This window comes from Micromonospora sp. NPDC048868 (assembly GCF_043198195.1).
GTDB classification, from domain to species: Bacteria; Actinomycetota; Actinomycetes; order Mycobacteriales; family Micromonosporaceae; genus Micromonospora; species Micromonospora reichwaldensis.
The window spans coordinates 86,372-108,792 of the sequence record NZ_JBICUN010000006.1 but is presented as its reverse complement, the minus strand read 5'-3'; the positions used below and the strand labels follow the sequence as shown (position 1 = coordinate 108,792).

General features: G+C 74.0%; 18 protein-coding genes, 1 tRNA gene and 1 pseudogene. 12 read left to right on the top strand and 8 right to left on the bottom strand.

Features of this window, described 5'->3' with window-relative positions:
- Positions 1–35 precede the first annotated feature (35 nt).
- From ilvA to ACGFNF_RS11800, 3 genes are read right to left on the bottom strand one after another with little or no spacing between them, the layout of a single operon-like run.
- Complete coding sequence (gene ilvA / locus ACGFNF_RS11810) at positions 36–1,256, bottom strand: threonine ammonia-lyase (RefSeq protein ID WP_393167499.1); 1,221 nt, start codon at positions 1,254–1,256, stop codon at positions 36–38.
- Between the two features lie 50 nt (positions 1,257–1,306).
- Entirely contained in the window at positions 1,307–2,704 is a 1,398-nt protein-coding gene (locus ACGFNF_RS11805) for an amidase family protein (RefSeq protein WP_357579070.1), read from the bottom strand.
- A 15-nt stretch (positions 2,705–2,719) separates the two neighbouring features.
- Positions 2,720–3,862, bottom strand: a complete 1,143-nt coding sequence (locus ACGFNF_RS11800) for a cystathionine gamma-synthase (protein WP_393167496.1) — start codon at positions 3,860–3,862, stop codon at positions 2,720–2,722.
- A gap of 121 nt (positions 3,863–3,983) precedes the next feature.
- On the opposite strand from ACGFNF_RS11800, the gene ACGFNF_RS11795 reads away from it, so the two are divergent.
- The 8 genes from ACGFNF_RS11795 to ACGFNF_RS11760 all read left to right on the top strand — a co-directional run bounded on the left by ACGFNF_RS11795 (position 3,984) and on the right by ACGFNF_RS11760 (position 13,080).
- Positions 3,984–4,394: an HIT family protein gene (locus ACGFNF_RS11795; RefSeq protein WP_357579069.1), complete on the top strand. Its 411-nt coding sequence runs from the start codon at positions 3,984–3,986 to the stop codon at positions 4,392–4,394.
- Positions 4,395–5,074: 680 nt separating this feature from the next.
- Positions 5,075–5,746 carry a peptide-methionine (S)-S-oxide reductase MsrA gene (gene msrA, locus ACGFNF_RS11790; RefSeq protein ID WP_357579068.1) on the top strand — a complete coding sequence of 224 codons (672 nt, stop codon included), beginning with the start codon at positions 5,075–5,077 and terminating at the stop codon, positions 5,744–5,746.
- Between the two features lie 141 nt (positions 5,747–5,887).
- Entirely contained in the window at positions 5,888–6,253 is a 366-nt protein-coding gene (locus ACGFNF_RS11785) for a YciI family protein (protein ID WP_393167494.1), read from the top strand.
- A 258-nt stretch (positions 6,254–6,511) separates the two neighbouring features.
- Positions 6,512–8,302: an N-acetylglutaminylglutamine amidotransferase gene (locus ACGFNF_RS11780; RefSeq protein WP_393167492.1), complete on the top strand. Its 1,791-nt coding sequence runs from the start codon at positions 6,512–6,514 to the stop codon at positions 8,300–8,302.
- Positions 8,299–10,113 carry an N-acetylglutaminylglutamine synthetase gene (gene ngg / locus ACGFNF_RS11775; RefSeq protein ID WP_357579065.1) on the top strand — a complete coding sequence of 605 codons (1,815 nt, stop codon included), beginning with the start codon at positions 8,299–8,301 and terminating at the stop codon, positions 10,111–10,113. The genes ACGFNF_RS11780 and ngg overlap by 4 nt, the downstream gene beginning before the upstream one ends.
- The gene (locus tag ACGFNF_RS11770; RefSeq protein WP_393167489.1) at positions 10,110–11,294 is read left to right on the top strand and encodes an osmoprotectant NAGGN system M42 family peptidase; all 1,185 of its coding nucleotides are present in this window, start codon (positions 10,110–10,112) and stop codon (positions 11,292–11,294) included. Before ngg ends, ACGFNF_RS11770 begins: the two co-directional genes overlap by 4 nt.
- 350 nt (positions 11,295–11,644) lie before the next feature.
- A complete protein-coding gene (locus ACGFNF_RS11765; RefSeq protein ID WP_393167487.1) occupies positions 11,645–12,574 on the top strand; it encodes a ribonuclease Z in 930 nt (309 codons plus the stop codon).
- Positions 12,571–13,080, top strand: a complete 510-nt coding sequence (locus ACGFNF_RS11760) for a GNAT family N-acetyltransferase (protein WP_393167485.1) — start codon at positions 12,571–12,573, stop codon at positions 13,078–13,080. Before ACGFNF_RS11765 ends, ACGFNF_RS11760 begins: the two co-directional genes overlap by 4 nt.
- Positions 13,081–13,132: 52 nt before the next feature.
- On the opposite strand, the gene ACGFNF_RS11755 is transcribed toward ACGFNF_RS11760, so the two are convergent.
- Both ACGFNF_RS11755 and ACGFNF_RS11750 read right to left on the bottom strand, forming a co-directional pair.
- Complete coding sequence (locus tag ACGFNF_RS11755; protein ID WP_132233468.1) at positions 13,133–14,503, bottom strand: cystathionine beta-synthase; 1,371 nt, start codon at positions 14,501–14,503, stop codon at positions 13,133–13,135.
- 77 nt (positions 14,504–14,580) lie between these two features.
- Entirely contained in the window at positions 14,581–14,937 is a 357-nt protein-coding gene (locus tag ACGFNF_RS11750; RefSeq protein WP_101414212.1) for a YkvA family protein, read from the bottom strand.
- A gap of 148 nt (positions 14,938–15,085) precedes the next feature.
- Here ACGFNF_RS11750 and ACGFNF_RS11745 point away from each other — a divergent pair.
- From ACGFNF_RS11745 to ACGFNF_RS11735, 3 genes and pseudogenes are all read left to right on the top strand, one after another.
- Positions 15,086–16,146, top strand: a pseudogene (locus ACGFNF_RS11745) (SGNH/GDSL hydrolase family protein); the annotation flags it as partial.
- Positions 16,135–16,938 carry an SGNH/GDSL hydrolase family protein gene (locus tag ACGFNF_RS11740; protein WP_132233462.1) on the top strand — a complete coding sequence of 268 codons (804 nt, stop codon included), beginning with the start codon at positions 16,135–16,137 and terminating at the stop codon, positions 16,936–16,938. The pseudogene ACGFNF_RS11745 and the gene ACGFNF_RS11740, both read left to right, overlap by 12 nt.
- A 189-nt stretch (positions 16,939–17,127) precedes the next feature.
- The gene (locus ACGFNF_RS11735; RefSeq protein WP_393167482.1) at positions 17,128–18,390 is read left to right on the top strand and encodes an acetyl-CoA C-acetyltransferase; all 1,263 of its coding nucleotides are present in this window, start codon (positions 17,128–17,130) and stop codon (positions 18,388–18,390) included.
- 219 nt (positions 18,391–18,609) lie between these two features.
- Here the strand turns inward: ACGFNF_RS11735 and ACGFNF_RS11730 are convergent, their stop codons facing one another.
- The 3 genes from ACGFNF_RS11730 to ACGFNF_RS11720 form a co-directional block, all read right to left on the bottom strand.
- Positions 18,610–18,927, bottom strand: a complete 318-nt coding sequence (locus tag ACGFNF_RS11730; protein WP_393167480.1) for a hypothetical protein — start codon at positions 18,925–18,927, stop codon at positions 18,610–18,612.
- 488 nt (positions 18,928–19,415) lie between these two features.
- Complete coding sequence (locus tag ACGFNF_RS11725; RefSeq protein ID WP_393167478.1) at positions 19,416–20,231, bottom strand: Bax inhibitor-1/YccA family protein; 816 nt, start codon at positions 20,229–20,231, stop codon at positions 19,416–19,418.
- Positions 20,232–20,342: 111 nt separating this feature from the next.
- Positions 20,343–20,423: transfer RNA gene (locus ACGFNF_RS11720), tRNA-Leu, on the bottom strand.
- Positions 20,424–20,525: 102 nt separating this feature from the next.
- Here ACGFNF_RS11720 and ACGFNF_RS11715 point away from each other — a divergent pair.
- The gene (locus tag ACGFNF_RS11715; protein ID WP_393167476.1) at positions 20,526–22,358 is read left to right on the top strand and encodes a hypothetical protein; all 1,833 of its coding nucleotides are present in this window, start codon (positions 20,526–20,528) and stop codon (positions 22,356–22,358) included.
- The last annotated feature ends 63 nt before the right edge of the window (positions 22,359–22,421 follow it).

Sequence of the window (22,421 nt, the reverse complement as noted above, 5' to 3'; positions counted from 1 at the left end):
GAGCGACCCCGCGAGGCGTGGCACCGGTCCCGGTGTCACGCCTCGCCAGCGAATACCACCTGGTAGCCGCTGGCCCGCAACGCGCTGATCAGCGTGTCGGAGTGCTCGACCCCCCGGGTCTCCACCGACAGGGCCACCTCCACCTCGCCCAGGCGCAGGTGCGGATTGGCCCGCTGGTGCTCCACGTCCACCACGTTCGCCCGGTGCTCGGCGATCTCGCCGAGCAGCGACGCGAGCTGGCCGGGGCGGTCCGAGCAGCGCACCGTCACCCGCAGGTAGCGGCCGGCGGCGGCGAGGCCGTGCTCGATCACCCGCAGCATCAGCAGCGGGTCGATGTTGCCGCCGGAGAGCACCGCCACCACCGGCGCCTGCACCTCGACGACGCCCGCCAGCAACGCGGCCACGCCCACCGCGCCGGCCGGCTCGACCACCTGCTTGCCCCGCTCCAGCAGCATCAGCAGCGCCCGGGAGATGTCCTCCTCGGAGACCGTGACGATCTCGTCCACCAGCTTGCGGACGTGCGTGAAGGTGAGTTCCCCCGGCCGGCCGACGGCGATGCCGTCCGCGATGGTGCCGAACGCCGGGAGGCGTACCGGCTCGCCGGCCACCAGGGAGGGCGGGAAGGCGGCGGCGCCGGCGGCCTGCACCCCGATGATCCGCACGTCGGGCCGCAGCGCCTTGGCCGCCACCGCCATGCCGGAGACCAGCCCGCCGCCGCCCACCCCCGTGATGATCGTCCTGACCTCGGGGCACTGTTCGAGGATCTCCAGGGCCACCGTGCCCTGGCCGGCGATCACGTCCCGGTGGTCGAACGGGTGGATCAGCGTCGCGCCCGTCCGCTCGGCGTAGGTCTGCGCCGCGACCAGGGACTCGTCGACGGTGTTGCCGACCAGCTCGATCTGCGCGCCGTAGCCCTTGGTGGCGGCGACCTTCGGCAGGGGCGCGTTCACCGGCATGAAGACGGTGGCGTGCGTACCGACGAGGCCGGCGGCGAGCGCGACCCCTTGGGCGTGGTTGCCGGCGCTCGCCGCGACCACCCCGTGGGCCCGCTCCGCCTCCGACAGCCGGGAGATCCGCACATACGCGCCGCGCACCTTGTACGAGCCGGCGCGTTGCAGGTTCTCGCACTTGAGCCACGTCGGCCCGCCCAGCGCCGCGCTGAGCGGCCGGGAGGGCTCCAGCGGGGTGGTGCGGACGACGTCGGCGAGAAGCTCCCGCGCGGCCCGTACGTCGGCGAGACCGACCAGTTCCGTCATGCCCTGATCGTGCCACCCGCCACCCGCGCCGACGCGCGGCACGCCACCTGTCAGACGGGGGCGGGGATCCGCGGGTAGCCGGGGGCGTGGCGGGACCAGGGCGCCTGCATCTCGAACTGGCCGGCGACGCCGAGGAGCAGCAGCTCGCTGCCGGGCGGGCCGATCAGCTGCACCGCGACCGGCAGCCCGTCCGGGCGGCGGCCGACCGGCACCACCAGCGCGGGCAGGCCGGCGATGTTCCACGGCGCGGCGAACGGGGCGTACCTGACGTTGGTCAGCATGTTGGCCCGCCAGGACCGGCCGGACCAGCCGCCGGCCTCCGGCGGCGCGGTGGCCAGGGCGGGCGTGAGCAGCAGGTCGACCGAGTGGTCGGCGAAGAAGCCGATCGAGCGCTCCCGCCAGGCGGCCCGGTCGGCCTCCCGGACGTACCCCCGCCGCTGCGCCCACTCCCCGAGGGCGACGTGCCGGCGGCTGCGCCGCTGGAGGCCGCGCCGGTCCAACCCGGCGGCGCGGACGTCGGCCGCCGCGGCGGCGAACCAGGTGGCGATGCCCTGCAGGCCCAGGGCCGTCGGGTAGACCGGGTCGGCCGGCACGGTGTCGTGGCCCGCCGCCGCGAGCAGCCGCCCGGCGGCGGCGACCGCGTCCCGGTTGGGCGCGTCGGCGTGCACGCCCCGCACGGGCGAGCGGAGCGAGACGCCCACCCGCAGCCGCTGCGGCGGCACCAGCTTGTCCGGGCGGCGGCCGGCCAGCACCGAGAAGCCGACGGCCGCGTCGGCGACCGTGCTGGTCAGCATGCCGTGCTCGGTGAGCCCGAACCAGTCGTCCGCGCCGAGCTGGCACGGGACCACGCCCCGGCCCGGCTTGAGCCCGACCAGGCCGCAGCAGGCCGCCGGGATGCGGATCGAGCCGAGGCCGTCGTTGCCGTGGGCGATCGGCACCAGGCCAGCGGCCACGGCCGCGGCCGCGCCGCCGGACGAGCCGCCGGGGGTACGCCGGGTGTCCCAGGGGTTGCGGGTCACGGCCGTCTCGTCGTCGGTGAGGCCCCAGAGGCCGAGCTCCGGCATCCGGGTCACCCCGAGGATCACCGCGCCGGCACCGCGCAGCCGCCGGACCACCTCGTGGTCGGCCTCGGCCACCGGCGTACGCACCGCCGCCGACCCGTTCCAGGTGGGCAGCCCGGCGACGGGGGTGTTCTCCTTGACCGCCACCGGCACCCCGGCCAGCGGGAGGTTGGCCAGGTCCTCCTGCTCGTCGACCTTCTCCGCCTCGGTGATCGCCTCCCCGCCGCGTACCGTGCGGAACGCGGCGAGGTCGGCGTCGACCCGGGCGATGTGGTCCAGGTGGTCGGCGACGACCTGGGTGGCCGTGACGTCGCCCCGGCGTACGCCCCGGGCGATCTGCTTGGCGGTCGCCCCCACCCAGGTCGGCATGATGTCCTGCACGGCCACCCTCCCAGCCAGCGGTCAGCCCAGCGCCTGCTCCAGATCGGCGAGCAGGTCGTCGACCGTCTCGATGCCGACAGACAGTCGCACGAGATCGCCGGGAACTTCAAGCGGCGAGCCGGCAGCACTTGCGTGTGTCATCCGGCCCGGGTGCTCGATCAGGGATTCCACGCCGCCGAGCGACTCGGCGAGGATGAAGAGCTTCGTCCGGTTGCAGATCTCGACGGCGTGCTCCTCGCCGCCGGCGGCCCGGAACGAGATCATGCCGCCGAAGCGGCGCATCTGCTTCGCGGCCACCTCGTGGCCCGGGTGCGCGGGCAGCCCCGGGTAGATCACCTGGCCGACCTTGGCGTGCCCGTCCAGGTAGGCCGCGATCCGCTCGGCGTTGTCGCAGTGCCGGTCCATGCGTACGCCCAGGGTCTTGATGCCGCGCAGGGTCAGCCACGCGTCGAAGGGCCCGTTGATGGCGCCCATCGCGTTCTGGTGGTAGCGCAGCTCCTCGCCGAGCCCGGCGTCGGCCGCGACCAGCGCGCCACCGACCACGTCGGAGTGCCCGCCGATGTACTTGGTGGTCGAGTGCACCACCACGTCCGCGCCGTGCGCGATCGGCTGCTGGAGGTACGGCGAGGCGAACGTGTTGTCGACGACCAGCAGGGCGCCCACGTCGTGCGCGACGCCGGCCAGCGCGGCGATGTCGGCGATGCCGAGCAGCGGGTTGGTGGGCGTCTCCACCCAGACGATCCGGGTCCGGCCCGGCTCGACGGCGGCCCGGATCGCGTCGGGGTCGGAGACCTTCGCCGGGGTGAAGTCCAGCCCCCAGCGCTCGGCCACCCGGGCGAAGAGCCGGTACGTGCCGCCGTACGCGTCGTCGGGGATCACCACGTGGTCGCCCGGCTTGCAGACGGTACGCAGCAGGGTGTCCTCGGCGGCCAGGCCGCTGGCGAAGGCGAGCCCGACGGGGCCGCCCTCCAGCGCGGCGAGGCACTCCTGGAGGGCGTCGCGGGTCGGGTTGCCGGAGCGGCTGTACTCGTAGCCCAGCCGGGGCGCGCCGACGGCGTCCTGGGCGTAGGTGCTGGTCTGGTAGATCGGTGGGATCACCGCGCCGGTGCGGGCCTCGGGGTCCTGGCCGGCGTGGATGGCGAGCGTGTCGAAGCCGTGACTCATCCCGTGAGGCTAATCCCCCGTCCCGAAGGCTGGAACGGAACGGTGCTGTCGGGTCCGCGCCCACGGCGGCGGGCCGGCGCGGGGACGTCTCCCATCCGGACGGCCGGCATAGCCTGGACGGATGAGCGGGTGCGTGTTCTGCGGGATCGTGGCCGGCGAGACCCCCGCCTTCCGGGTCGCCGACGAACCCGACGGGGTGGCGTTCCTGGACACCCGGCCGGTCTTCAAGGGGCACGTGCTGGTGGTGCCGCGCACGCATCTGGTCGCCCTGGCCGACCTGCCCGCCGAGGCGCTGGCCGGCTACTTCGGCCTGGTGCGGCGGCTCGCGGTCGCCGTGGAGGCCGGCACGGAGGCCGGTGGCACGTTCGTGGCGATGAACAACAAGGTGTCCCAGTCCGTCCCGCACCTGCACACTCACGTCGTGCCGCGGACGAAGGGCGACGGCCTGCGCGGCTTCTTCTGGCCGCGCACCCGCTACGCCGACGACGCCGAGGCCGAGACCTACGCCGCCCGCATCACCGCAGCCCTCTGACGCGCCCCAGCCGCCCGCAGCGGGCGGGGCGGGCGGTGGCCAGCGGAGCCGGCGGACGCAAGCAGGGGCCGGCGGAGGCGGGGCAGGGCCAGCGGGGGCCGGGGGTGCGGGCAGAGGCCGGCGGAGGCCAGCGGAGCCGGCAGACGCAAGCCAGGGGCGGGCGGAACCGGGGAGAACGCGACAGCCCACGCACAGCGGGCAGGGCATGGCGGGCGGCAGGGAGCGAGTCGGGGCGGCAGGCCCCCTTGGCGCGCACCTCTCGCTACCCTGCGTCACGCAGGGTAGCGAGAATCAAACGTCACGCTCTGCAACGGGCGCGCGGGGCGTTCCGGGTACCCTCTCGCGCCCTTTGCTCTGCAGCCGTATCCGCACCAGGTCGCTGACCTGCCACGACACGAAACGCCCGCGCCACCGCGACAGGGCCAGGCACCACCCAGCGTGACTGTTGCGTATAGGGATGCAGAGCAAAGCGGGTGAGACGAGGGAGGCGCAGGCGGCGGTCCGCGTCACCGAGAGCGACGGAGCGGGCGGCGGACGTGACCGGCCCGGGCGCACCACCGCTGCCGGGGGACGACTGTGACCCTCTCGTGCACGGCGGTCGCCTGAGTGTGGGTGGAACGGGTAAGGAAGGCGGATCCGGCGGTGTTGCACGCTGGGAGAGGTACGAGAGGAGTCCCACCGTGTTCCTGCGCCGCATGAAGGCCGAACTGCCCACCTCCGACCAGGCCCTGCCGGGTCGCCTGATCGCGATGCCGATCGCGGACCGGCACGAGGTGCTGGGCACCCCGCTCAAGGGTCCCTTTCCGGAGGGCGCACAGGTGGCCGTGTTCGGCATGGGCTGCTTCTGGGGGGCCGAGCGGCTGTTCTGGACGCTGCCGGGTGTGATCACCACGTCCGCCGGCTACGCGGGCGGCATCACGCCGAACCCGACGTACGAGGAGGTGTGCTCGGGAATGACGGGGCACGCCGAGGTGGTCCAGGTGGTCTACGACCCCGCCACGATCAGCTACGAGGACCTGCTGAAGGTCTTCTGGGAGAACCACGACCCGACCCAGGGCATGCGCCAGGGCAACGACGTGGGCACCCAGTACCGGTCGACGATCTACGTGACCACGGACGAGCAGCTCGCCACCGCCCAGGCGTCCCGGGACGCGTTCGCACCGATCGTGGCGCGGGCCGGCAAGGGCGAGATCACCACCGAGATCGACCGGCTCGGCCAGTACTACTTCGCCGAGGACATGCACCAGCAGTATCTGGCGCCCACGAAGAACCCGAACGGGTACTGCAACCACGGCCCGAACGGGCTCAGCTGCCCGGTCGGCGTCGCCCGGGTGCCGTCCGACCTTCACTAGTCTCCTGGACAGAACCGGCCGCCACCGCTCCCCCACCGACACCGACGTGGAAATTTCCTGCCCGAGGTGTCGTATCCGCTCGACGCCGTTCGTAGCGGAGATGGTGGCAGACAAAGGTCCGCCCGAGACGAGGGAGCAGACATGGCCGAGTACCTCATCTACTTCAACCAGCAGTGGGTCGGCGACCACACTGAGGAGTGGTTTCGCGCGCGCGGGCCACTCGCCAAGGCGGTCGTGGACGAGATGAAGGCGGCCGGGGCGTACGTGTTCGCCGGGGGCCTGGAGGAAGGGGACACCCCCGTCTTCAGTGCCGACGCCACGAGCGGCACCTTGGTGTTCACCGACGGGCCCTACGTCGAGACCAAGGAGTGGCTGGGCGGGCTGACCGTGGTGGACGTCGCCGACGTGGAAACGGCCCGGATGTGGGCCGGCAGGCTCGCGGAGGCATGCGGCTGGCCCCAGGAGGTCCGACGGTTCGGCCACCTCCCGCAACCCGGTGACGAGTGAGTGGGGAGTCGACACGGCAACCCCGGCACAGTCACGGAGGCCGGCGCGGCATCGGTCGCGCCGGCCTCCGCGCTTGCGGAACTGAGCAATCGATCACATCCGCCGCCGGGCGGAAACCGCCCCATCCGCCACTCCTGACGCGGTCCGCCACCGGAGCCGACACGTGCCGTGACGGAATCGAGCAGTGTAGCAAAACTTCAAGAAACTGTTATCAGCTCAACGGGCAATCCTCGTAGCCCTCTGGCAGCATTGCCTGGCATGTGCGGACTTGCGGGAGAGTTCCGCCGTGACGGCTCACGCGCCGACGTGTCGGCGGTGGAGCGCATGGCGGCCACGATGAGCGACCGGGGGCCCGACGACAGCGGCGTCTGGGCCCAGGGCCCGACGGCCCTCGGACACCGCCGCCTGAAGATCATCGACCTCTCCGCAGCGAGCGGGCAACCGCTGGTCGACCCCGGTGCGGGCCTGACCGGCGTCTTCAACGGGTGCATCTACAACTACCGCGAGCTGCGCGAGGAACTCCAGGCCAAGGGCCACCGGTTCTTCTCCTCCGGCGACAGCGAGGTCGTGCTCAAGGCGTACGCGGAGTGGGGGCTCGACTTCGTCGACCACCTGATCGGCATGTTCGCCGTGGCGATCAGCGAGCGGGACACCGGCCGGCTGGTGCTGGCCCGGGACCGGCTCGGCATCAAGCCGCTCTACCTGGCCGAGACGCCCGGCGCGGTGCGCTTCGCCAGCACCCTGCCCGCCCTGCTGGCCGGGGGCGGCGTCGACACCGGCATCGACCCGGTCGCGCTCGCGCACTACCTGAGCTTCCACAGCATCGTGCCGCCGCCGCGCACCATCCTGCGCGGCGTCACCAAGCTGCCCCCGGCGACCGTACGGGTCTACGAGGCGGACGGCCGCACCTCCGAGCGGGTCTACTGGGACCCGTCCTTCACCCGCTCCGCCGAGCGGGCCGGCTGGTCCGAGAAGGACTGGCAGGACGCCCTGCTGGAGTCGCTGACCACGGCCGTACGGCGGCGGATGGTCGCCGACGTGCCGGTGGGCGTGCTGCTCTCCGGCGGGCTGGACTCCAGCCTGGTGGTCGCCCTGCTCGCCGGCGAGGGCCAGCGCGGGCTGTCCACCTTCTCCATCGGCTTCGACGCGGTCGGCGGCCGGGAGGGCGACGAGTTCCGCTACTCCGACCTCGTCGCGCAGACGTTCGACACCGACCACCACCAGATCCGGGTGGCCGCCGCCGACCTGGTGCCGCCGCTGGAGGCGGCCGTCGCCGCGATGTCCGAGCCGATGGTCAGCCACGACTGCGTGGCGTTCTACCTGCTCAGCGAGGTGGTGTCGCAGCACGTCAAGGTCGTCCAGTCCGGCCAGGGCGCGGACGAGATCCTCGGCGGCTACCACTGGTACCCGCCGCTCGCCCGGGTCGGCCGGGACCGGGCGCTCGACACGTACGCCGGGGCCTTCTTCGACCGGGACGCGGCCGGGCTGGCCCGGGTGCTGAACCCGGCCTGGCTGGCCGACGGCGACCCGGCGCGGGAGTTCGTGGCCGCGCACCTCGGCCGGGCCGGGGCGGAGACCGCCGTCGACGCCGGCCTGCGGATCGACACCCAGGTCATGCTGACCGACGACCCGGTCAAGCGGGTGGACAACATGACGATGGCGCACGGTCTGGAGGCCCGCGTGCCGTTCCTCGACCACGAGTTCGTCGAGCTCGCCGCGAGCTGCCCGCCGGAGCTGAAGCTGGCGCAGGGCGGCAAGGGCGTGCTCAAGGAGATCGGCCGCCGGGTGCTGCCGCACGAGGTCATCGACCGGCCGAAGGGCTACTTCCCCGTACCCGGCCTCACCCACCTGGAGGGCAAACTCCTCGACCGGGTACGCGACGCGCTCTCCGCGCCCGAGGCCCGCCGCCGCGACCTGTTCCGCGCCGACTACGTCGACGCCCTGCTCGCCGACCCGAACGCCGAACTGACCCCGTTGAACGGAAACAAGCTGTGGCAACTCGGACTCCTGGAAATGTGGCTCCAGAGCCACGGAATCGACTCACCGTGACCGACACCCTGGCGACCGGCGCGGCCCGTACCGACCGGTCGCGCAACAGCCGGCGACGGGAGCGGGTGGGCCCCGGCGGCGATCCGATGGCGCCGGAGCCGGCGGAGCCGCCGACCCGGGAGGGCCACACCGACGTGGTGCTGGACTGCGGCTGGGGGCGGCTCGTCTTCGGGCAGACCTTCGTCGACCAGGCCGCCGTCGCCGCCGTGCTGCGTTCCGAGGCCGCCGGCTCCCGGGACATCTGCATCTACCTGCGCGACCCGCACGTGCTGGTGTCCCGGCTGCCCGACGAGCTGTTCATCGATCCGTCGCTGACCTACCGGCTGCCGCTCGACGGGGACCGCCCGACCGGCGACGGCGACGTGCCGGGGCTGACCATCCGCCCCCTGGCCGACGCCGCCGACGCGGACGCGGTCAACCGGATCTACGCCCGCAACGGCATGGTCACCGCCGGGGTCGACGTGCTCGTCGCCAACGCGCGCACCGACCGGTTCCTGCACCTGGTCGCCGAGGACGCCACCGGCGAGGTCGTCGGCACCATCACCGGCGTCGACCACGTCGCGGTCTTCGACGACCCGGAGAACGGCGCCAGCCTGTGGTGCCTCACCGTCGACTTCAACACCGCGCCGCCGGGCACCGGCCAGGCGCTGATCACCGCGCTGGCCGCCCGCCTGGTCGAGCGGGGCCGGGCGTACGTGGACCTGTCCGTGCTCGCCGAGAACGGCGGGGCGATCCGGCTCTACGAGCGGCTCGGCTTCTACCGCACGGCGACGCTCTGCGTGAAGCGGAAGAACCCGATCAACGAGCGGCTCTTCCTGCCCGCCATGCCCGAGGGGTACGACCAGCTCAACCCGTACGCCAGGATCGTCGCCGACGAGGCGATGCGGCGCGGCATCCGGGTGGAGGTCACCGACCCCGCCTGGGGTGAGCTGCGGCTGAGCAGCGGCGGGCGGACCGTGCTGACCCGCGAGTCGCTGTCGGAGCTGACCTCGGCGGTGGCGATGAGCCGCTGCGACGACAAGCGGGTCACCCGCCGGATCCTCACCGAGGCGGGGCTCTCCGTGCCGCGCGGCCGGACCGCCACCGGCGACGAGGACGACACCGCCTTCCTCGCCGAGGTCGGCCGGGTGGTGGTCAAGCCGGCGCGCGGCGAGCAGGGCAACGGCATCACCGTGGGCGTACGGACGCCCGAGGCGCTGGCCGCCGCCGTCGAGCTGGCCGCCCGGTTCTGCCCCGACGTGCTGATCGAGGAGATGCGCGCCGGCGAGGACCTGCGCGTCGTCGTCATCGACCACGAGGTGGTGGCCGCCGCCGTCCGGCGCCCCGCCTCGATCACCGGCGACGGGGTGCACGACATCGCCGAGCTGATCGAGCGGCAGAGCCGCCGCCGGGCCGCCGCCACCGGTGGCGAGTCCCGCATCCCGCTCGACGACATGACCCGCGACGTGCTCGCCGAGGCCGGCCACGAGCTGCACGACGTGCTGCCCGAGGGGCAGGTGCTGGCCGTACGCCGGACCGCGAACCTGCACACCGGCGGCACCATCCACGACGTCACCGCCGAGCTGCACCCGGCGATCGCCGAGGCGTGCGTGGCGGCCAGCCGGGCGCTGGACATCCCGGTCACCGGGCTGGACCTGCTGGTCGGGGCCCCGGACCGGCCGGAGCACGTGTTCATCGAGGCCAACGAGCGGCCCGGCCTGGCCAACCACGAGCCGCAGCCGACCGCTGAGCGCTTCGTGGACCTGCTCTTCCCCGGCACCCGGGCGCCGCAGCGGCTCTGGACCCCGGCCGGCCCGGGAGGTGCGGCGTGAGCCCGAGGCCCCTGGAGATCGACCTGGACTACCTGCGCCAGGTGCTGGTGGAGCTGCTGGAGATCCCGAGCCCGTCGGGGCGTACGGACCACGTGCAGCAGTACGTCGGCGAGCGGCTCTCCGCGCTCGGCATCCCCTCCACGCTGACCCGCCGCGGCGCGCTCAGCGCCTGCCTGCCCGGCCCCCGCTCGACGGGCGCCGACCGGGCGATCGTGGTGCACACCGACACCATCGGCGGCATGGTGAAGCGGCTGAAGGAGAACGGCCGGCTGGAGCTGAAGACGATCGGTACGCACAGCGCCCGGTTCGCCGAGGGCGCCCACGTGCGGATCTTCACCGACGACCTGGAGCGGGTGATCACCGGCCAGGTGCTGCCGCTCAAGGCCAGCGGCCACCGCTACAACGACGACGTGGACCTCCAGGGCGTCGGCTGGCAGCACGTCGAGGTGCGGGTCGACGAGCCGGTCGAGGACGTGGCCGGGCTGCGCGCCCTCGGCATCGACGCGGGCGACTTCGTGGCGTTCCTGCCGAACCCGACGATCACCCCCAGCGGGTACGTCAAGTCCCGGCACCTGGACGACAAGGCCGGCGTGGCGGCGGTCCTCACCGCGCTCAAGGCGCTGGTCGACGCCGGCGTACGCCCGGCGGTCACCGCGCACCTGCTGGTCACCGTGACCGAGGAGATCGGGCACGGGGCGTCGCACGGGCTCGACCCCGACGTGGCGGAGATCGTCTCCGTGGACGCGGCGGTGGTGGCGCCCGGCCAGCAGTCCCGCGAGGACGCGGCCACGCTGGCCATGGGCGACGGCGTGGGCCCGTTCGACTACCACCTGACCCGCAACCTGGCCTCGATCGCCGCCGAGCACGGGGTGGACCTGGTCCGGGACGTCTTCGAGTACTACCGCTCGGACGTGGCGGCGGCGGTGGAGGCCGGCGCGCACGCCCGGGTGGCGCTGCTCGGCTTCGGCGTGGACGCCACCCACGGGCACGAACGCACCCACCTGGAGGGCCTGCGCCAGCTCACCCAGCTGCTCTGCCTCTACCTCCAGAGCGACCTGGTCTTCCCCGAGTGGGACGCCGAGCCGGAGGGCGACCTGGCCGACTTCCCGTCGCTGGCCGTGCAGCCGGCCAGCGAGGAGGGCCCCCGCGAGGGCCCGATCGGCATCGCCGAGAACACCTGAGCGCCGGCCCGCCATTCCCCGGCGGCCGTGTGATCGAAATCCGTTGCCGGCGGCGCGAGGGCTGGATAGCGTGGCGGTACACGGGAAAGGAGGTGGTCCAGACTTGTATAGCAATCGGACTCGTGAGGTGGCTGTCCGCTAGCCGCTGTCCTCGACAGTGAAACCGTCCGCCGCGAGGCGGGCAACACAGCACCATCGTCGAGACCGTGTGGCAGCGGTGCGGCGAAACCACGACAGCCACCCGACCCCCGGGGTGCCGGCCCAGTCCAGCCGGCCCGTGCGCGAGCATGGAAGCCCCGGGGGTCGACCCTTTTCCGCGGGCCGGGTGGCCGACGCAGCCGGAGGTCACCGTGTCGATGCGCGAGCTGGTGGTGCTCGGCACGGCCAGCCAGGCCCCCACCCGGCAGCGCAACCACAACGGCTACGTGCTGCGCTGGGACGGCGAGGTGATCCTCTTCGACCCGGGCGAGGGCAGCCAGCGGCAGCTCCTGCACACCACGGTCACCGCCACCGACCTGACCCGGATCTGTGTCACCCACTTCCACGGCGACCACTGCCTCGGCCTGCCCGGCACCATCCAGCGGCTCTCCCTGGACCGGGTGCCGCACCCGGTGGCGGTGCACTTCCCGGCCGGCGGCGCGGAATACTTCGCGCGGCTGCGGCACGCCGCCAGCTTCCACGAGACCGCCGAGCTGCGCGTCGAGCCCGTCGAGGCCGACGGGCAGCGGATCACGCTGGGCGTCGGCGCGCTGGAGGCCCGCCGGCTGCGGCACCCGATCGAGACGTACGGCTACCGCCTCGTCGAGCCGGACGGCTGCCGGATGCTGCCGGAGAAGCTGGCCGCGTACGGCATCGCCGGGCCGGCCGTCGGGGAGCTGATCCGCGTCGGCCACCTCGACGTCGACGGGCGCCGCGTCACCCGCGACGAGGTGAGCGTGCCCCGGCCCGGGCAGCGGTTCGCCTTCGTCATGGACACCGGCCTCTGCGACGGGGTGTACGCCCTCGCCGAGCACGCCGACCTGCTGGTCATCGAGTCGACGTTCCTCGACTCGGAGGCCGCGCTGGCCGCCGAGGTCGGCCACCTCACGGCGGGCCAGGCCGCGCGGGTGGCGGCCGAGTCGGGCGTACGCCGGCTCGTGCTCACCCACTTCTCCCAGCGGTACGCCGACCCGGCCCGCTTCGCCGACGAGGCCCGCGCGCACTTCGACGGCGACCTGGTGATCGCCGAGGACCTGACGACCGTGCAGGTCCCGCCCCGGCGGGTAGCCTCGGCCGGGTGACGGTCACCCTGCGCCCCGCCACCGTCGACGACCTGATGGCGGTGGGCGCGCTGCACCAGCGTTCCCGGGTCGCCGCCTACGCGTCCTTCCTGCCGGCGCGGGCGCTGGCCGACCCGACGCCAGAGGCGATGGGCGCGTACTGGACCGAGCGGTGGACGTGGGAGCGGGACGAGCACCGGATGACGGTGGCCGAGCGCGCCGGCCGGCTGGTCGGCTTCAGCTATCTCGGCCCGGACGACGAGGGCGACCCGGTGACCGGCCTGCTCAACGCCATCCACCTCGAACCCGCCGAACGGGGCCGGGGCACCGGGCGCACCCTGATGGTCGATGCCCTGGCCGCCATGCCCGCCCGCGGCTGGTCCCGCGCGGTGCTCTGGGTGCTGCGGGACAACGCGCACGCCCGGCGCTTCTACGAGCGCGGCGGCTGGGCCCCCACCGGCACCGAACGCGACGAGCACGTCGGCGGGATGCTCACCCCCCAGCTCCGCTACGCCCGCCAGGTGTAAGGAAGGGCCCCTTGTTGACACTATGCGTCAACAAGGGGCCCTTCCTCACACGTCAGCGGGCGCCGAGGTGGGCCAGCAGGTCCTGCCGGGTGAGGACGCCCTTCGGCTTGCCGTCGACCAGCACCAGGGCGGCGTCGGACTTCTCCAGCAGACCGACCGCCTCGCTCACCGGCTGCCCGCCGCCGATCATCGGCAGCGGCTCGGCCATGTGCCGCTCGATGGTGTCGTGCAGGTGCGCCTGGCCGGTGAAGAGCGCGTCGAGCAGGTCCTTCTCGGCGATCGAGCCGGCCACCTCGCCGGTCACCACCGGCGGCTCGGCCTTGAGCACCGGGAGCTGCGAGACGCCGTACTCGCGCATGTAGTCGATCGCGTCGCGGACCGTCTCGGTCGGGTGCACGTGCACCAGCTCGGGCAGGCCGCCCGGCTTGCCGGCGAGCGCGTCGGCGACCGTCGGCTCGGTGCCCGAGTTGTCCAGGAAGCCGTACCGGGCCATCCAGGTGTCGTTGAAGATCTTGGACAGGTAGCCCTTGCCGCTGTCCGGCAGCAGCACCACGACCACGTCGTCCGGGCCGGCCTTGCGGGCCACCTCCAGGGCGGCCACGACGGCCATCCCGCAGGAGCCGCCGACCAGCAGCCCCTCCTCGCGCGCCAACCGCCGGGTCATCTCGAAGGACGCCTTGTCGGAGACCTCGATGATCTCGTCGGCGACACCCCGGTCGTACGTCTCCGGCCAGAAGTCCTCGCCGACGCCCTCGACCAGGTACGGCCGGCCGGTGCCGCCGGAGTAGACGGAACCCTCCGGGTCGGCGCCGACGACCTTGACCCGCCCCTCCGACGCCTCCTTCAGGTAGCGCCCGATGCCGGAGATGGTGCCGCCGGTGCCGACGCCCGCCACGAAGTGGGTGAGCTCGCCCCCGGTCTGCTCCCACAGCTCGGGGCCGGTGGTCTCGTAGTGCGAGCGCGGGTTGGCCGGGTTGCTGTACTGGTTGGGCTTCCACGCGCCGGGGATCTCCCGGGCCAGCCGGTCGGACACGTTGTAGTAGGAGCGCGGGTCCTCCGGCGCGACGGCGGTCGGGCAGACCACCACCTCCGCGCCGTACGCGCGCAGCACGTCCTGCTTGTCCTGGCTGACCTTGTCGGGGCAGACGAAGACACACCTGTAGCCCCGCAGTTGCGCCACCAGCGCCAGCCCGACGCCGGTGTTTCCGCTGGTCGGCTCGACGATCGTGCCGCCCGGCTGGAGGATGCCCGCCTTCTCGGCGTCCTCCACCATCCGCAGCGCGATCCGGTCCTTCACCGAGCCGCCCGGGTTGAGGTACTCCACCTTCGCCAGCACGGTGGCCTGGATCCCGGCCGTGACGTTGCGCAGCCGTACCAGCGGGGTGTTGCCGATCAGCTCGACGACGTTGTCGTAGTACCGCACCTCGTTGTGCCCTTCTCCTCCGGCGCCGCCGGCGGCGGCCGGGCAGACGTCTTCTCGACGCCCCAGGGTACGTGGGTTCAGGACGCCACGTGCCCGGGGATCACCGAGCTGCGCCGCGCCTCCCACTCCAGGAACCGCTCGGTCTCGGCCAGCACGCTGCCGGCCAGCCAGGTCACCATGACCGCGTCGTCGGCCAGCCCGAAGATCGCCAGCGGGATCTCGGGGAGCAGGTCGACCGGCGAGACGATGTACGCCGTCGCCGCGGTCATCAGGGCCAGCCGCAGGCCGCCGTCGTACTCCCCCCGGGTGGTGGCCCGGATCATCCGCGGCAGCGCGCCCAGCCGCGCCCCGAGCGACGGCCCGCCCCGCGACCCGGCCGCGAGTGCCCGGGCCAGCGCGCTGAACGCCGCTGTGCGCTTCAATGTCTTCCCCATGTTCGGCCCCTCTCCACGTGCCAGGGTGGCGTGCCCGCGCAACCGGCCCCCGGTCACCCGTACAGGTACCCAGGAGCGTCGGCTTCCAGGCACCCGCGAGCCGACACGACGACAGCGGTGTGTCGTGCCGGCGCGATAATGTCGCTGTATGGGGGTCGCTGGTTCCGTCGTCCCGGTTGGTCCGCGCTGGCAGCGCGCCCGGCAGGTCGCCCGCCTCGCGGCGATCGGCACGGGCGCCACCGCCGCGGCCGTGGTGGCGACCGGCGGCGTGCTCCTCGGGCAGGCCCGGCAGGCCCGCCGCACGATCCCGATGGCCGAGGCGCCCCCGCCGCGCTGCGACGGCGTCTACGGCGCGAAGCTGCCCGGCCCGCCGGTCACCGTCGTCGTGCTCGGCGACTCGTCGGCCGCCGGCTACGGCGTGCACCGCCGCCGGGAGACGCCCGGCGCCCTGCTCGCCACAGGGCTGTCCCGCCGCCTGCAACGCCCCGTCCGGCTGCACCGCTTCGCCGTGGTGGGCGCCATCTCGGCGGTGCTGCGGCACCAGGTGGAGGCGGCGCTGGAGTGCCAGCCCGACGTCGCGGTGATCCTGATCGGCGGCAACGACGTGACCAACCGCGCACCGTTCGCCCTGGCGGTGCGCTATCTGGTCGACGCGGTCCGCACGCTGCGCGCGGCCGGCTGCGAGGTGGTCGTCGGCACCTGCCCCGACCTGGGCGCGATCCGGCCGATCCAACCGCCGCTGCGGTGGCTGGCCCGGCACTGGAGCCGGCAGCTCGCCGCCGCCCAGACGGTGGCCGTGGTCGAGGCCGGCGGCTGGACGGTCTCCCTCGGCGACCTGCTCGGTCCCCGGTTCACGGCGGAGCCGACCCGGATGTTCGCCTGGGACCGTTTCCACCCCTCGGCGGAGGGCTACGCGATGGCCGCCGCCGCCCTGCTGCCGACCGTGCTGTCCGCGCTCGGCGCGGGGCAGGAACGCCGTCCGACCCTCGTCCGGGACGAGGGCGTGCGCTCGCTGCCGCAGGCCGCCCAGGAGGCGGCCCGCCACGCGGGCACCGAGGTCAGCGGCACCCGGGTCAGGGGGCGCGAGCGCGGCCCCGCCGGCCGGTGGGCGCAACTGCGCCGACGGGCCTTCTTCGGTGTCGGCGCGGCGCCGCAGCCCAGCCCCGCCGCCGACTCACCCACACTGGAGGGACTGGCATGAGCGAGCGCTTCATCCCCTCGGGGCTCGCCAATCGACTGGGCCGGGCGGCGACGCTCAGCCTCATCGCCGGCACGGTCGGCGGCGCCGCCGTCCTCGCCGGTCAGGCCTTCGCCGCCCGGCACCGCCGGTACGCCCAGCCGGAGCTGGCGCTCGCCCTGCGCGCCACGGTCGGACGGGCCGACGCGCCGCCGCTGCGCCTGGTGCTGCTCGGCGACTCGTCCGCCCTCGGCGTCGGGGTCGGCCGCCTCGACGAGACCATCGGCGGGCAGCTGGCCAACCTGCTCGCCGAGGGCCCGAGCGGTCGCCGGGTGCACCTGTCCAGCGTCGGCGTCTCCGGCTCACGCTCGACCGACCTGGCCACCCAGGTGGCCCGGGCGCTGCTCGGCGAGCGCCCCGACGTGGCGGTGATCCTGATCGGGGCGAACGACGCCACCACCCTGCGTCGCCCGGTGGAGGCCGCCGCCTACCTCGGGGCGGCCGTGCACCGGCTCCGCGAGGCCCGGGTGGAGGTGGTCGTCGGCACGTGCCCCGACCTGGGCGCCGTACGCGCCATCGCGCCGCCGCTGCGCAACGTGGTCGGCTGGTCGGGGCGGCGCGTGGCCCGCGCCCAGGCGGCGGCGGTGCTCGACGCCGGCGGCACGGTGGTCGACCTGGCCACCGAGACCGGCGCCGTGTTCCGGGCCGACGCCGGGACCCTCTGCCACGACGGCTACCACCCCTCCGCCGACGGCTACCGGGTCTGGGCGCACGCCCTGCTGCCGGCCGTCGCCGCCGCCGCGGCGGTCGCCTCCCGGCAGTGACCCGCCGGCCGCCCCCGCCCGGACGCGGTGCCCGCTTGCCGGCGCTGATCCACCCCGCCGTCCCGGCCGGGCACTGCGGCCGGCTCCCGGCACTGACCCGGCGGCCGTCCCCGCTGTCCCGCCGGGCGTGACATTTCCCGGCCGGTGGGCAGCTTCCGCCCGAAGTTACCGACGGGTTAACGTTGGTTCATGCCGACTGAGTCGTCCCGCGACGCCGTCATCGTCGCCACCGCCCGCTCCCCCATCGGCCGGGCGCACAAGGGTTCGCTGCGCGACGTCCGCCCGGACGACCTCGCCGCGACCATCGTGCGGGCCGCCCTGGACAAGGTTCCCCAGCTCGACCCGACCGAGATCGACGACCTCTACCTGGGGTGCGGTCTGCCCGGCGGCGAGCAGGGCTTCAACATGGCCCGGGTGGTCGCCACCCTGATGGGCCTGGACACCCTGCCCGGCGCGACGCTCACCCGCTACTGCGCGTCGTCGCTGCAGACCACCCGGATGGCGATGCACGCGATCCGGGCCGGCGAGGGCGACGTGTTCGTCTCCGCCGGCGTGGAGACCGTCTCCCGGTACGCCCGCGGCAACTCCGACGGGCTGCCGAAGGAGGCGCAGGCGCTGGTCGGCGGCGGCTGGGAGAACCCGCGCTTCGCCGCCGCGGCCGAGCGCTCCAAGGCCCGCGCGCAGGGCGGTGCCCCGGTCTGGACCGACCCGCGCGAGGCCGGCGAGCTGCCGGACATCTACCTGACCATGGGGCAGACCGCCGAGAACCTGGCCCAGGTGTACGACGTCACCCGCGCCGACATGGACGAGTTCGGCGTACGCAGCCAGAACCTCGCCGAGAAGGCCATCGCCGACGGCTTCTGGGCCCGGGAGATCACCCCGGTCACCACGCCGGACGGCACGGTGGTCAGCACCGACGACGGCCCGCGCGCCGGGGTCACCCTGGAGGGCGTCTCCGGGCTGAAGCCGGTGTTCCGTCCGGACGGTCGCATCACCGCCGGTAACTGCTGCCCGCTGAACGACGGCGCCGCCGCCGTGGTGATCATGAGCGCCCAGCGGGCCAGGGACCTCGGCATCACGCCGCTGGCCAGGATCGTCTCCACCGGCGTGACCGCCCTCTCGCCGGAGATCATGGGCCTCGGCCCGGTCGAGGCCACCCGGCAGGCGCTCAAGCGGGCCGGGATGACCATCGACGACGTCGACCTGGTGGAGATCAACGAGGCGTTCGCCGCGCAGGTGATCCCCTCGTACCGCCAGCTCGGCATCCCGCTGGAGAAGCTGAACGTCGCCGGTGGCGCGATCGCCGTCGGGCACCCGTTCGGCATGACCGGCGCCCGGATCACCGGCACCCTGCTAAACGCCCTGGACTGGCACGACAAGACGATCGGCCTGGAGACCATGTGCGTGGGCGGCGGCCAGGGCATGGCCATGGTCGTCGAGCGCCTGAGCTGAGCGGACGGCGCCACCACGGGCTGCCCGGCCGGGCGCCGGGATCGTCCCGAGCGGACCTCGCCGCCCGGCCGGAGCCCGGACGAGCTGTGGGTCGCCGTTCCTCGTAGAGAGGGTCGCGGGTCACCGTCAGCCTTGGAGGGCGTCGCGGGTCGCCGTCAGCGCTAGAGAGCGCACCGGGTCGCCGCCACCCCTGGAGAGCGTTGTGGGTCGCCGTCGGCCCTAGAGAGCGTTGCGGGTCGCCGTCACCTCGGCGGCGGCCCGCGCCAGCACCTCCGGCGGCGCGGCGGCGACCAGGTCGGCGGCCACCACCCGGAGCTGGTCGGGCAGCGCCAGGTCGTTGTCGAGCCGGGGCACCGTCCGACGGGGTCCGCCCTCGACGTCGGCGGCCAGGTTGGCCATCTCCTGCACCAGCCGGTGCACGAGGTCGGCGCGGGACACGTTGCCACCGGCGGCCGCTGCCGCCCAGCGGGGCTGCTGCCAGTGCCCGACCTGGCGCACCAACAACTCCACCGCCCGCCCCAACTCCCCACCACCCACATCCAAAGTCTACGAACCCCCGCCCCGCGTCCCTTCCCCGCACCCCGACCCCGCCCTGCCCGGCCCTGGCCCCGCCTGGCCCCGCCCTGCCCGGCCTGCCCTGGCCCCACCCGGCCCCGGACCCGTCCCCGCCTGCCCTGCCCCGGCCCGCCGCCCCAGCCCAGCCCGCGGCCCGGCCCGGCCCGCGCCGTCGATCATGGACTTGTGGTGGGCGACTGGGGCCCTTTCGCCCCTTTCGCGGGGCACCACAACTGCATGATCGACGGCGAGAGCTGGGCAGGGCGGCAGGGAGGGAGGGGTGGGCGGATCGGCGGCGAGAGTGGGTCGAGGGCCGGGCCCGGGGACGGTTCGCGCTGGGGCCGGGGCGGGCGCGGGCGGGCGGGGGTCGGGGCGAGCGGGGGCGGGCGGGGATCGGGGCGAGCGGGGGTGGACGACGGCGCCCGCCCTCGCGGATGCGGGGGCGGGCGCCGGTCGGTCGCGGGCGACGGTCAGTCGTCGCCCTGGAAGTAGCTCAGCAGGCGCAGGATCTCGATGTAGAGCCAGACCAGGCTGACCAGGATGCCGAAGGCGGCGACCCAGGAGTAGCGCTGGGGCAGCCCCATCCGGACGCCGTCCTCGACCTCCTTGAAGCTGAGCACGAAGCTCAGCGAGGCGACCACGATGCAGACCAGGCTGAACCCGATCGCCATCGGGCTGCCGTCGCGCAGGCCGGTGTTCACGCCGAAGAGCGCGAACACGAGGTTGATCAGCATGACGGCGAAGAGACCCGCCATCACGGCGATCATGCCCTTGACGAACTTCGGGGTGGCCCGGATGACCTTCGCCTTGTAGAGCATGGCCATCACGAAGAAGACACCGAACGTGGCGGTCACCGCCTGGACCACGATGCCGTCGTAGAGCGAATTGAAGAACTTGCTGACCATGCCGACGAAGACGCCCTCGACGACGGCGTACGCGACGACCAGCGCCGGGTTCGCCATCCGGGAGAACGAGATGATCAGGCCGAGGACCAGGCCGACGACCGCCGCGCCGATCCAGGCCGCGCCGAGCAGCGCGTCGGGCACCAGCACCCAGGCGGCCGCGGCGGAGACGCCGAGGATGCCGAGGAGCGTGACGGTCTTGACCACCACGTCGTCGATCGACATGGTGTTGACGGTCGGCGGGGCCGCCGGGTAGCCGGCCTCCGTCGGGTACTGCTGTGGATAACCGGGCTGTCCGTACGGCCCGGTCGGGGCGTACCCGGCGGAGCGCTCCCGCTCGGCCGCCTGGCCGAGCCGGGCGAGCACCGGGTTCGAAGTCTTCACTGTCAGGCCTCCCTCAGGGGGTCGTTGCACGTGAACGTGCACCCCCAAGAGTAAACGCCCAGGGCAGTCCCGTGGAGATCGCCAAGCTGAGCGGAAGCTGAGAGTGCGGCGTGCCCGGGGCGGGGGTCGAACCCGCACGCCTTGCGGCAGCCGCTTTTAAGGCGGCCGTGTCTGCCGTTCCACCACCCGGGCGGGTGACACCGCGCGGGTCGACACGCGTGGTGCAGTGTCACGGTAGCGGGTCGGCGGCGACCCGGCGTACCCCGGCGGGCGGGTCGCACTAGGGTCGAGACCGTGAGCAGCGCAGCCCCCACGGCCCCCGACGCCGTCCCTGACCAGGCTGTCCTCGCCGTCGACCGGCCGTCCCGCCGGCTCCGGGCGGCGCGCCTGCTGACCGCCGTCCACCGTCGCCGGGCGGACGTCACCGTCGTGCTGCTCTTCGTGGCGCTGGCCGGCTGGCTCACCCACGGGCTCTGGCCCGACCCGGGGGCCCGGGTCCTGGCGCTCAACCCGGAGGACCAGGCCCTCTACGAGTGGTTCCTCGCGGTCGACTCGCGGGCGCTGCTCGGCGACTTCGACCTGCTCACCGGTCGGCTCAACGCGCCGGACGGGGTCAACCTGATGACCAACACCACAGTCATCGCGCTCGGGGTGCTCCTCGCCCCGGTGACCCTGTCGTTCGGCGCGCCGGTGACCTTCGCCCTGCTGGCCATGGCGAACCTGGCGGGCACCGCGATCGCCTGGTACCTGCTCTTCACCCGGGTCCTGCGCGCCCGCCGGCTCGCCGCCGCGCTCGGGGCGGCGCTCTGCGGGTTCGGCCCGGGGATGGTCTCGCAGACCAACAGCCACCTGCACATGACCGCGCAGTGGCTCGTGCCGGTGATCGTCTGGCTGGTGGTCCGCATGCTGCGGGCCGCCGACCCGGCGGGCACCGCCGACGGGCCGGACCGCCGGCGGGTGGTCAGTTCGGCAGTCGGCCTGGCCGCGGCGGTCACCGCGCAGGTCTTCGTCGGCGAGGAGGTACTCTTCCTCTGCGCGGTCACGCTGTTGGTGATGGCGGTCACCTACGCGGTGGCGGACCGGAACCTGGCCCGCCGCGCCCTGCCCGGCTTCGCCGCCGGGATGATGCTCGCCGCCGGGCTGGCCCTGGTCGTACTGGCCTGGCCGCTGTGGTTCCAGTTCGCCGGCCCGCAGGGCGTCGCGGACGGCATGTTCAGCCCGCACTACTTCTCGGCGGACCTGCGCAGCTGGTGGACCGTCTCGCCGCTGTCGGTCGCGGGCGGCGACGGGGCTGCCCGGCTGACCACCGGGCCGGCCGAGTACAACACCTTCCTCGGGCTGCCCCTGCTGCTGGTCGCCGCCGCCTGCGCGCTCTGGCTGGGCCGTCGCCCGCTGGTCGTCGCGTGCGTGGTCGGCACGCTCGTGACGGGGGCGCTGTCGCTCGGCCCCCGGGTGGTCGTCGACGGCGAACGCACCGCTGTCCCGGGCCCGTACGCCCTGCTCTCGGGCCTGCCCGTGGTGGACGGTGCGCTGCCGATGCGGTTCGCCCTCGCGGTGCTTCCGCTCATCGCCACGCTGCTGGTGCTGGCGGTCGACCGGGCGCTGCGCGGCACCGGCCGGACCCGCCGCCTGGTGCCGGCGGCGGTCGGCGTGGCGCTGCTGCCGCTGCTGCCGACCCCGCTGCCCACCGCCGAGCGCCCGCCGCTGCCCGAGTTCGTCACCGGCGGGCACTGGCGCCAGTGCGTCGAGCCGGGCGGGGTGCTGGTGCCGGTGCCGCTCGCCACGCCCAAGCAACCGTGGCCGATGCGCTGGGCGACCGCCGCCGACGCGGCGTTCGGCATGCCGGAGGGCTTCTTCATCGGTCCGTACGGTCGCGGCGGCACGGCGGCGATGGGCACCTACGCGCAGCCCACGTCGGCCCTGCTGGCTGAGGTCGGCAGGCGCGGCGGGCAACCCGTCATCGGGGACGAACAGCGCCGGCAGGCCGCGGAGGACGCGGAGTTCTGGGGCGCCTCCTGCGTGGCGCTGGCCGACGGCACCCCGCACGCCGACAGCCTTCGCGGCACGCTGGAGCAGCTCTACGGCCCCGCCACCCGGATCGCCGACGCCTGGACCTGGCGCGTCTGACCCGCACCCGCTGAACACGCGAAAAGCCCCCTCCGCGCAGGCGGAGAGGGCTTCGCGTGCTCC

Excerpts from the sequence above, each read along its gene's own strand:
- ilvA (WP_393167499.1), bottom strand. The coding sequence starts at position 1,256 with ATGACGGAACTGGTCGGTCTCGCCGACGTACGGGCCGCGCGGGAGCTT.
- ACGFNF_RS11800 (WP_393167496.1), bottom strand. The coding sequence starts at position 3,862 with ATGAGTCACGGCTTCGACACGCTCGCCATCCACGCCGGCCAGGACCCC.
- ACGFNF_RS11795 (WP_357579069.1), top strand. The coding sequence starts at position 3,984 with ATGAGCGGGTGCGTGTTCTGCGGGATCGTGGCCGGCGAGACCCCCGCC.
- ACGFNF_RS11785 (WP_393167494.1), top strand. The coding sequence starts at position 5,888 with ATGGCCGAGTACCTCATCTACTTCAACCAGCAGTGGGTCGGCGACCAC.
- ACGFNF_RS11780 (WP_393167492.1), top strand. The coding sequence starts at position 6,512 with ATGTGCGGACTTGCGGGAGAGTTCCGCCGTGACGGCTCACGCGCCGAC.
- ACGFNF_RS11750 (WP_101414212.1), bottom strand. The coding sequence starts at position 14,937 with ATGGGGAAGACATTGAAGCGCACAGCGGCGTTCAGCGCGCTGGCCCGG.
- ACGFNF_RS11740 (WP_132233462.1), top strand. The coding sequence starts at position 16,135 with ATGAGCGAGCGCTTCATCCCCTCGGGGCTCGCCAATCGACTGGGCCGG.
- ACGFNF_RS11735 (WP_393167482.1), top strand. The coding sequence starts at position 17,128 with ATGCCGACTGAGTCGTCCCGCGACGCCGTCATCGTCGCCACCGCCCGC.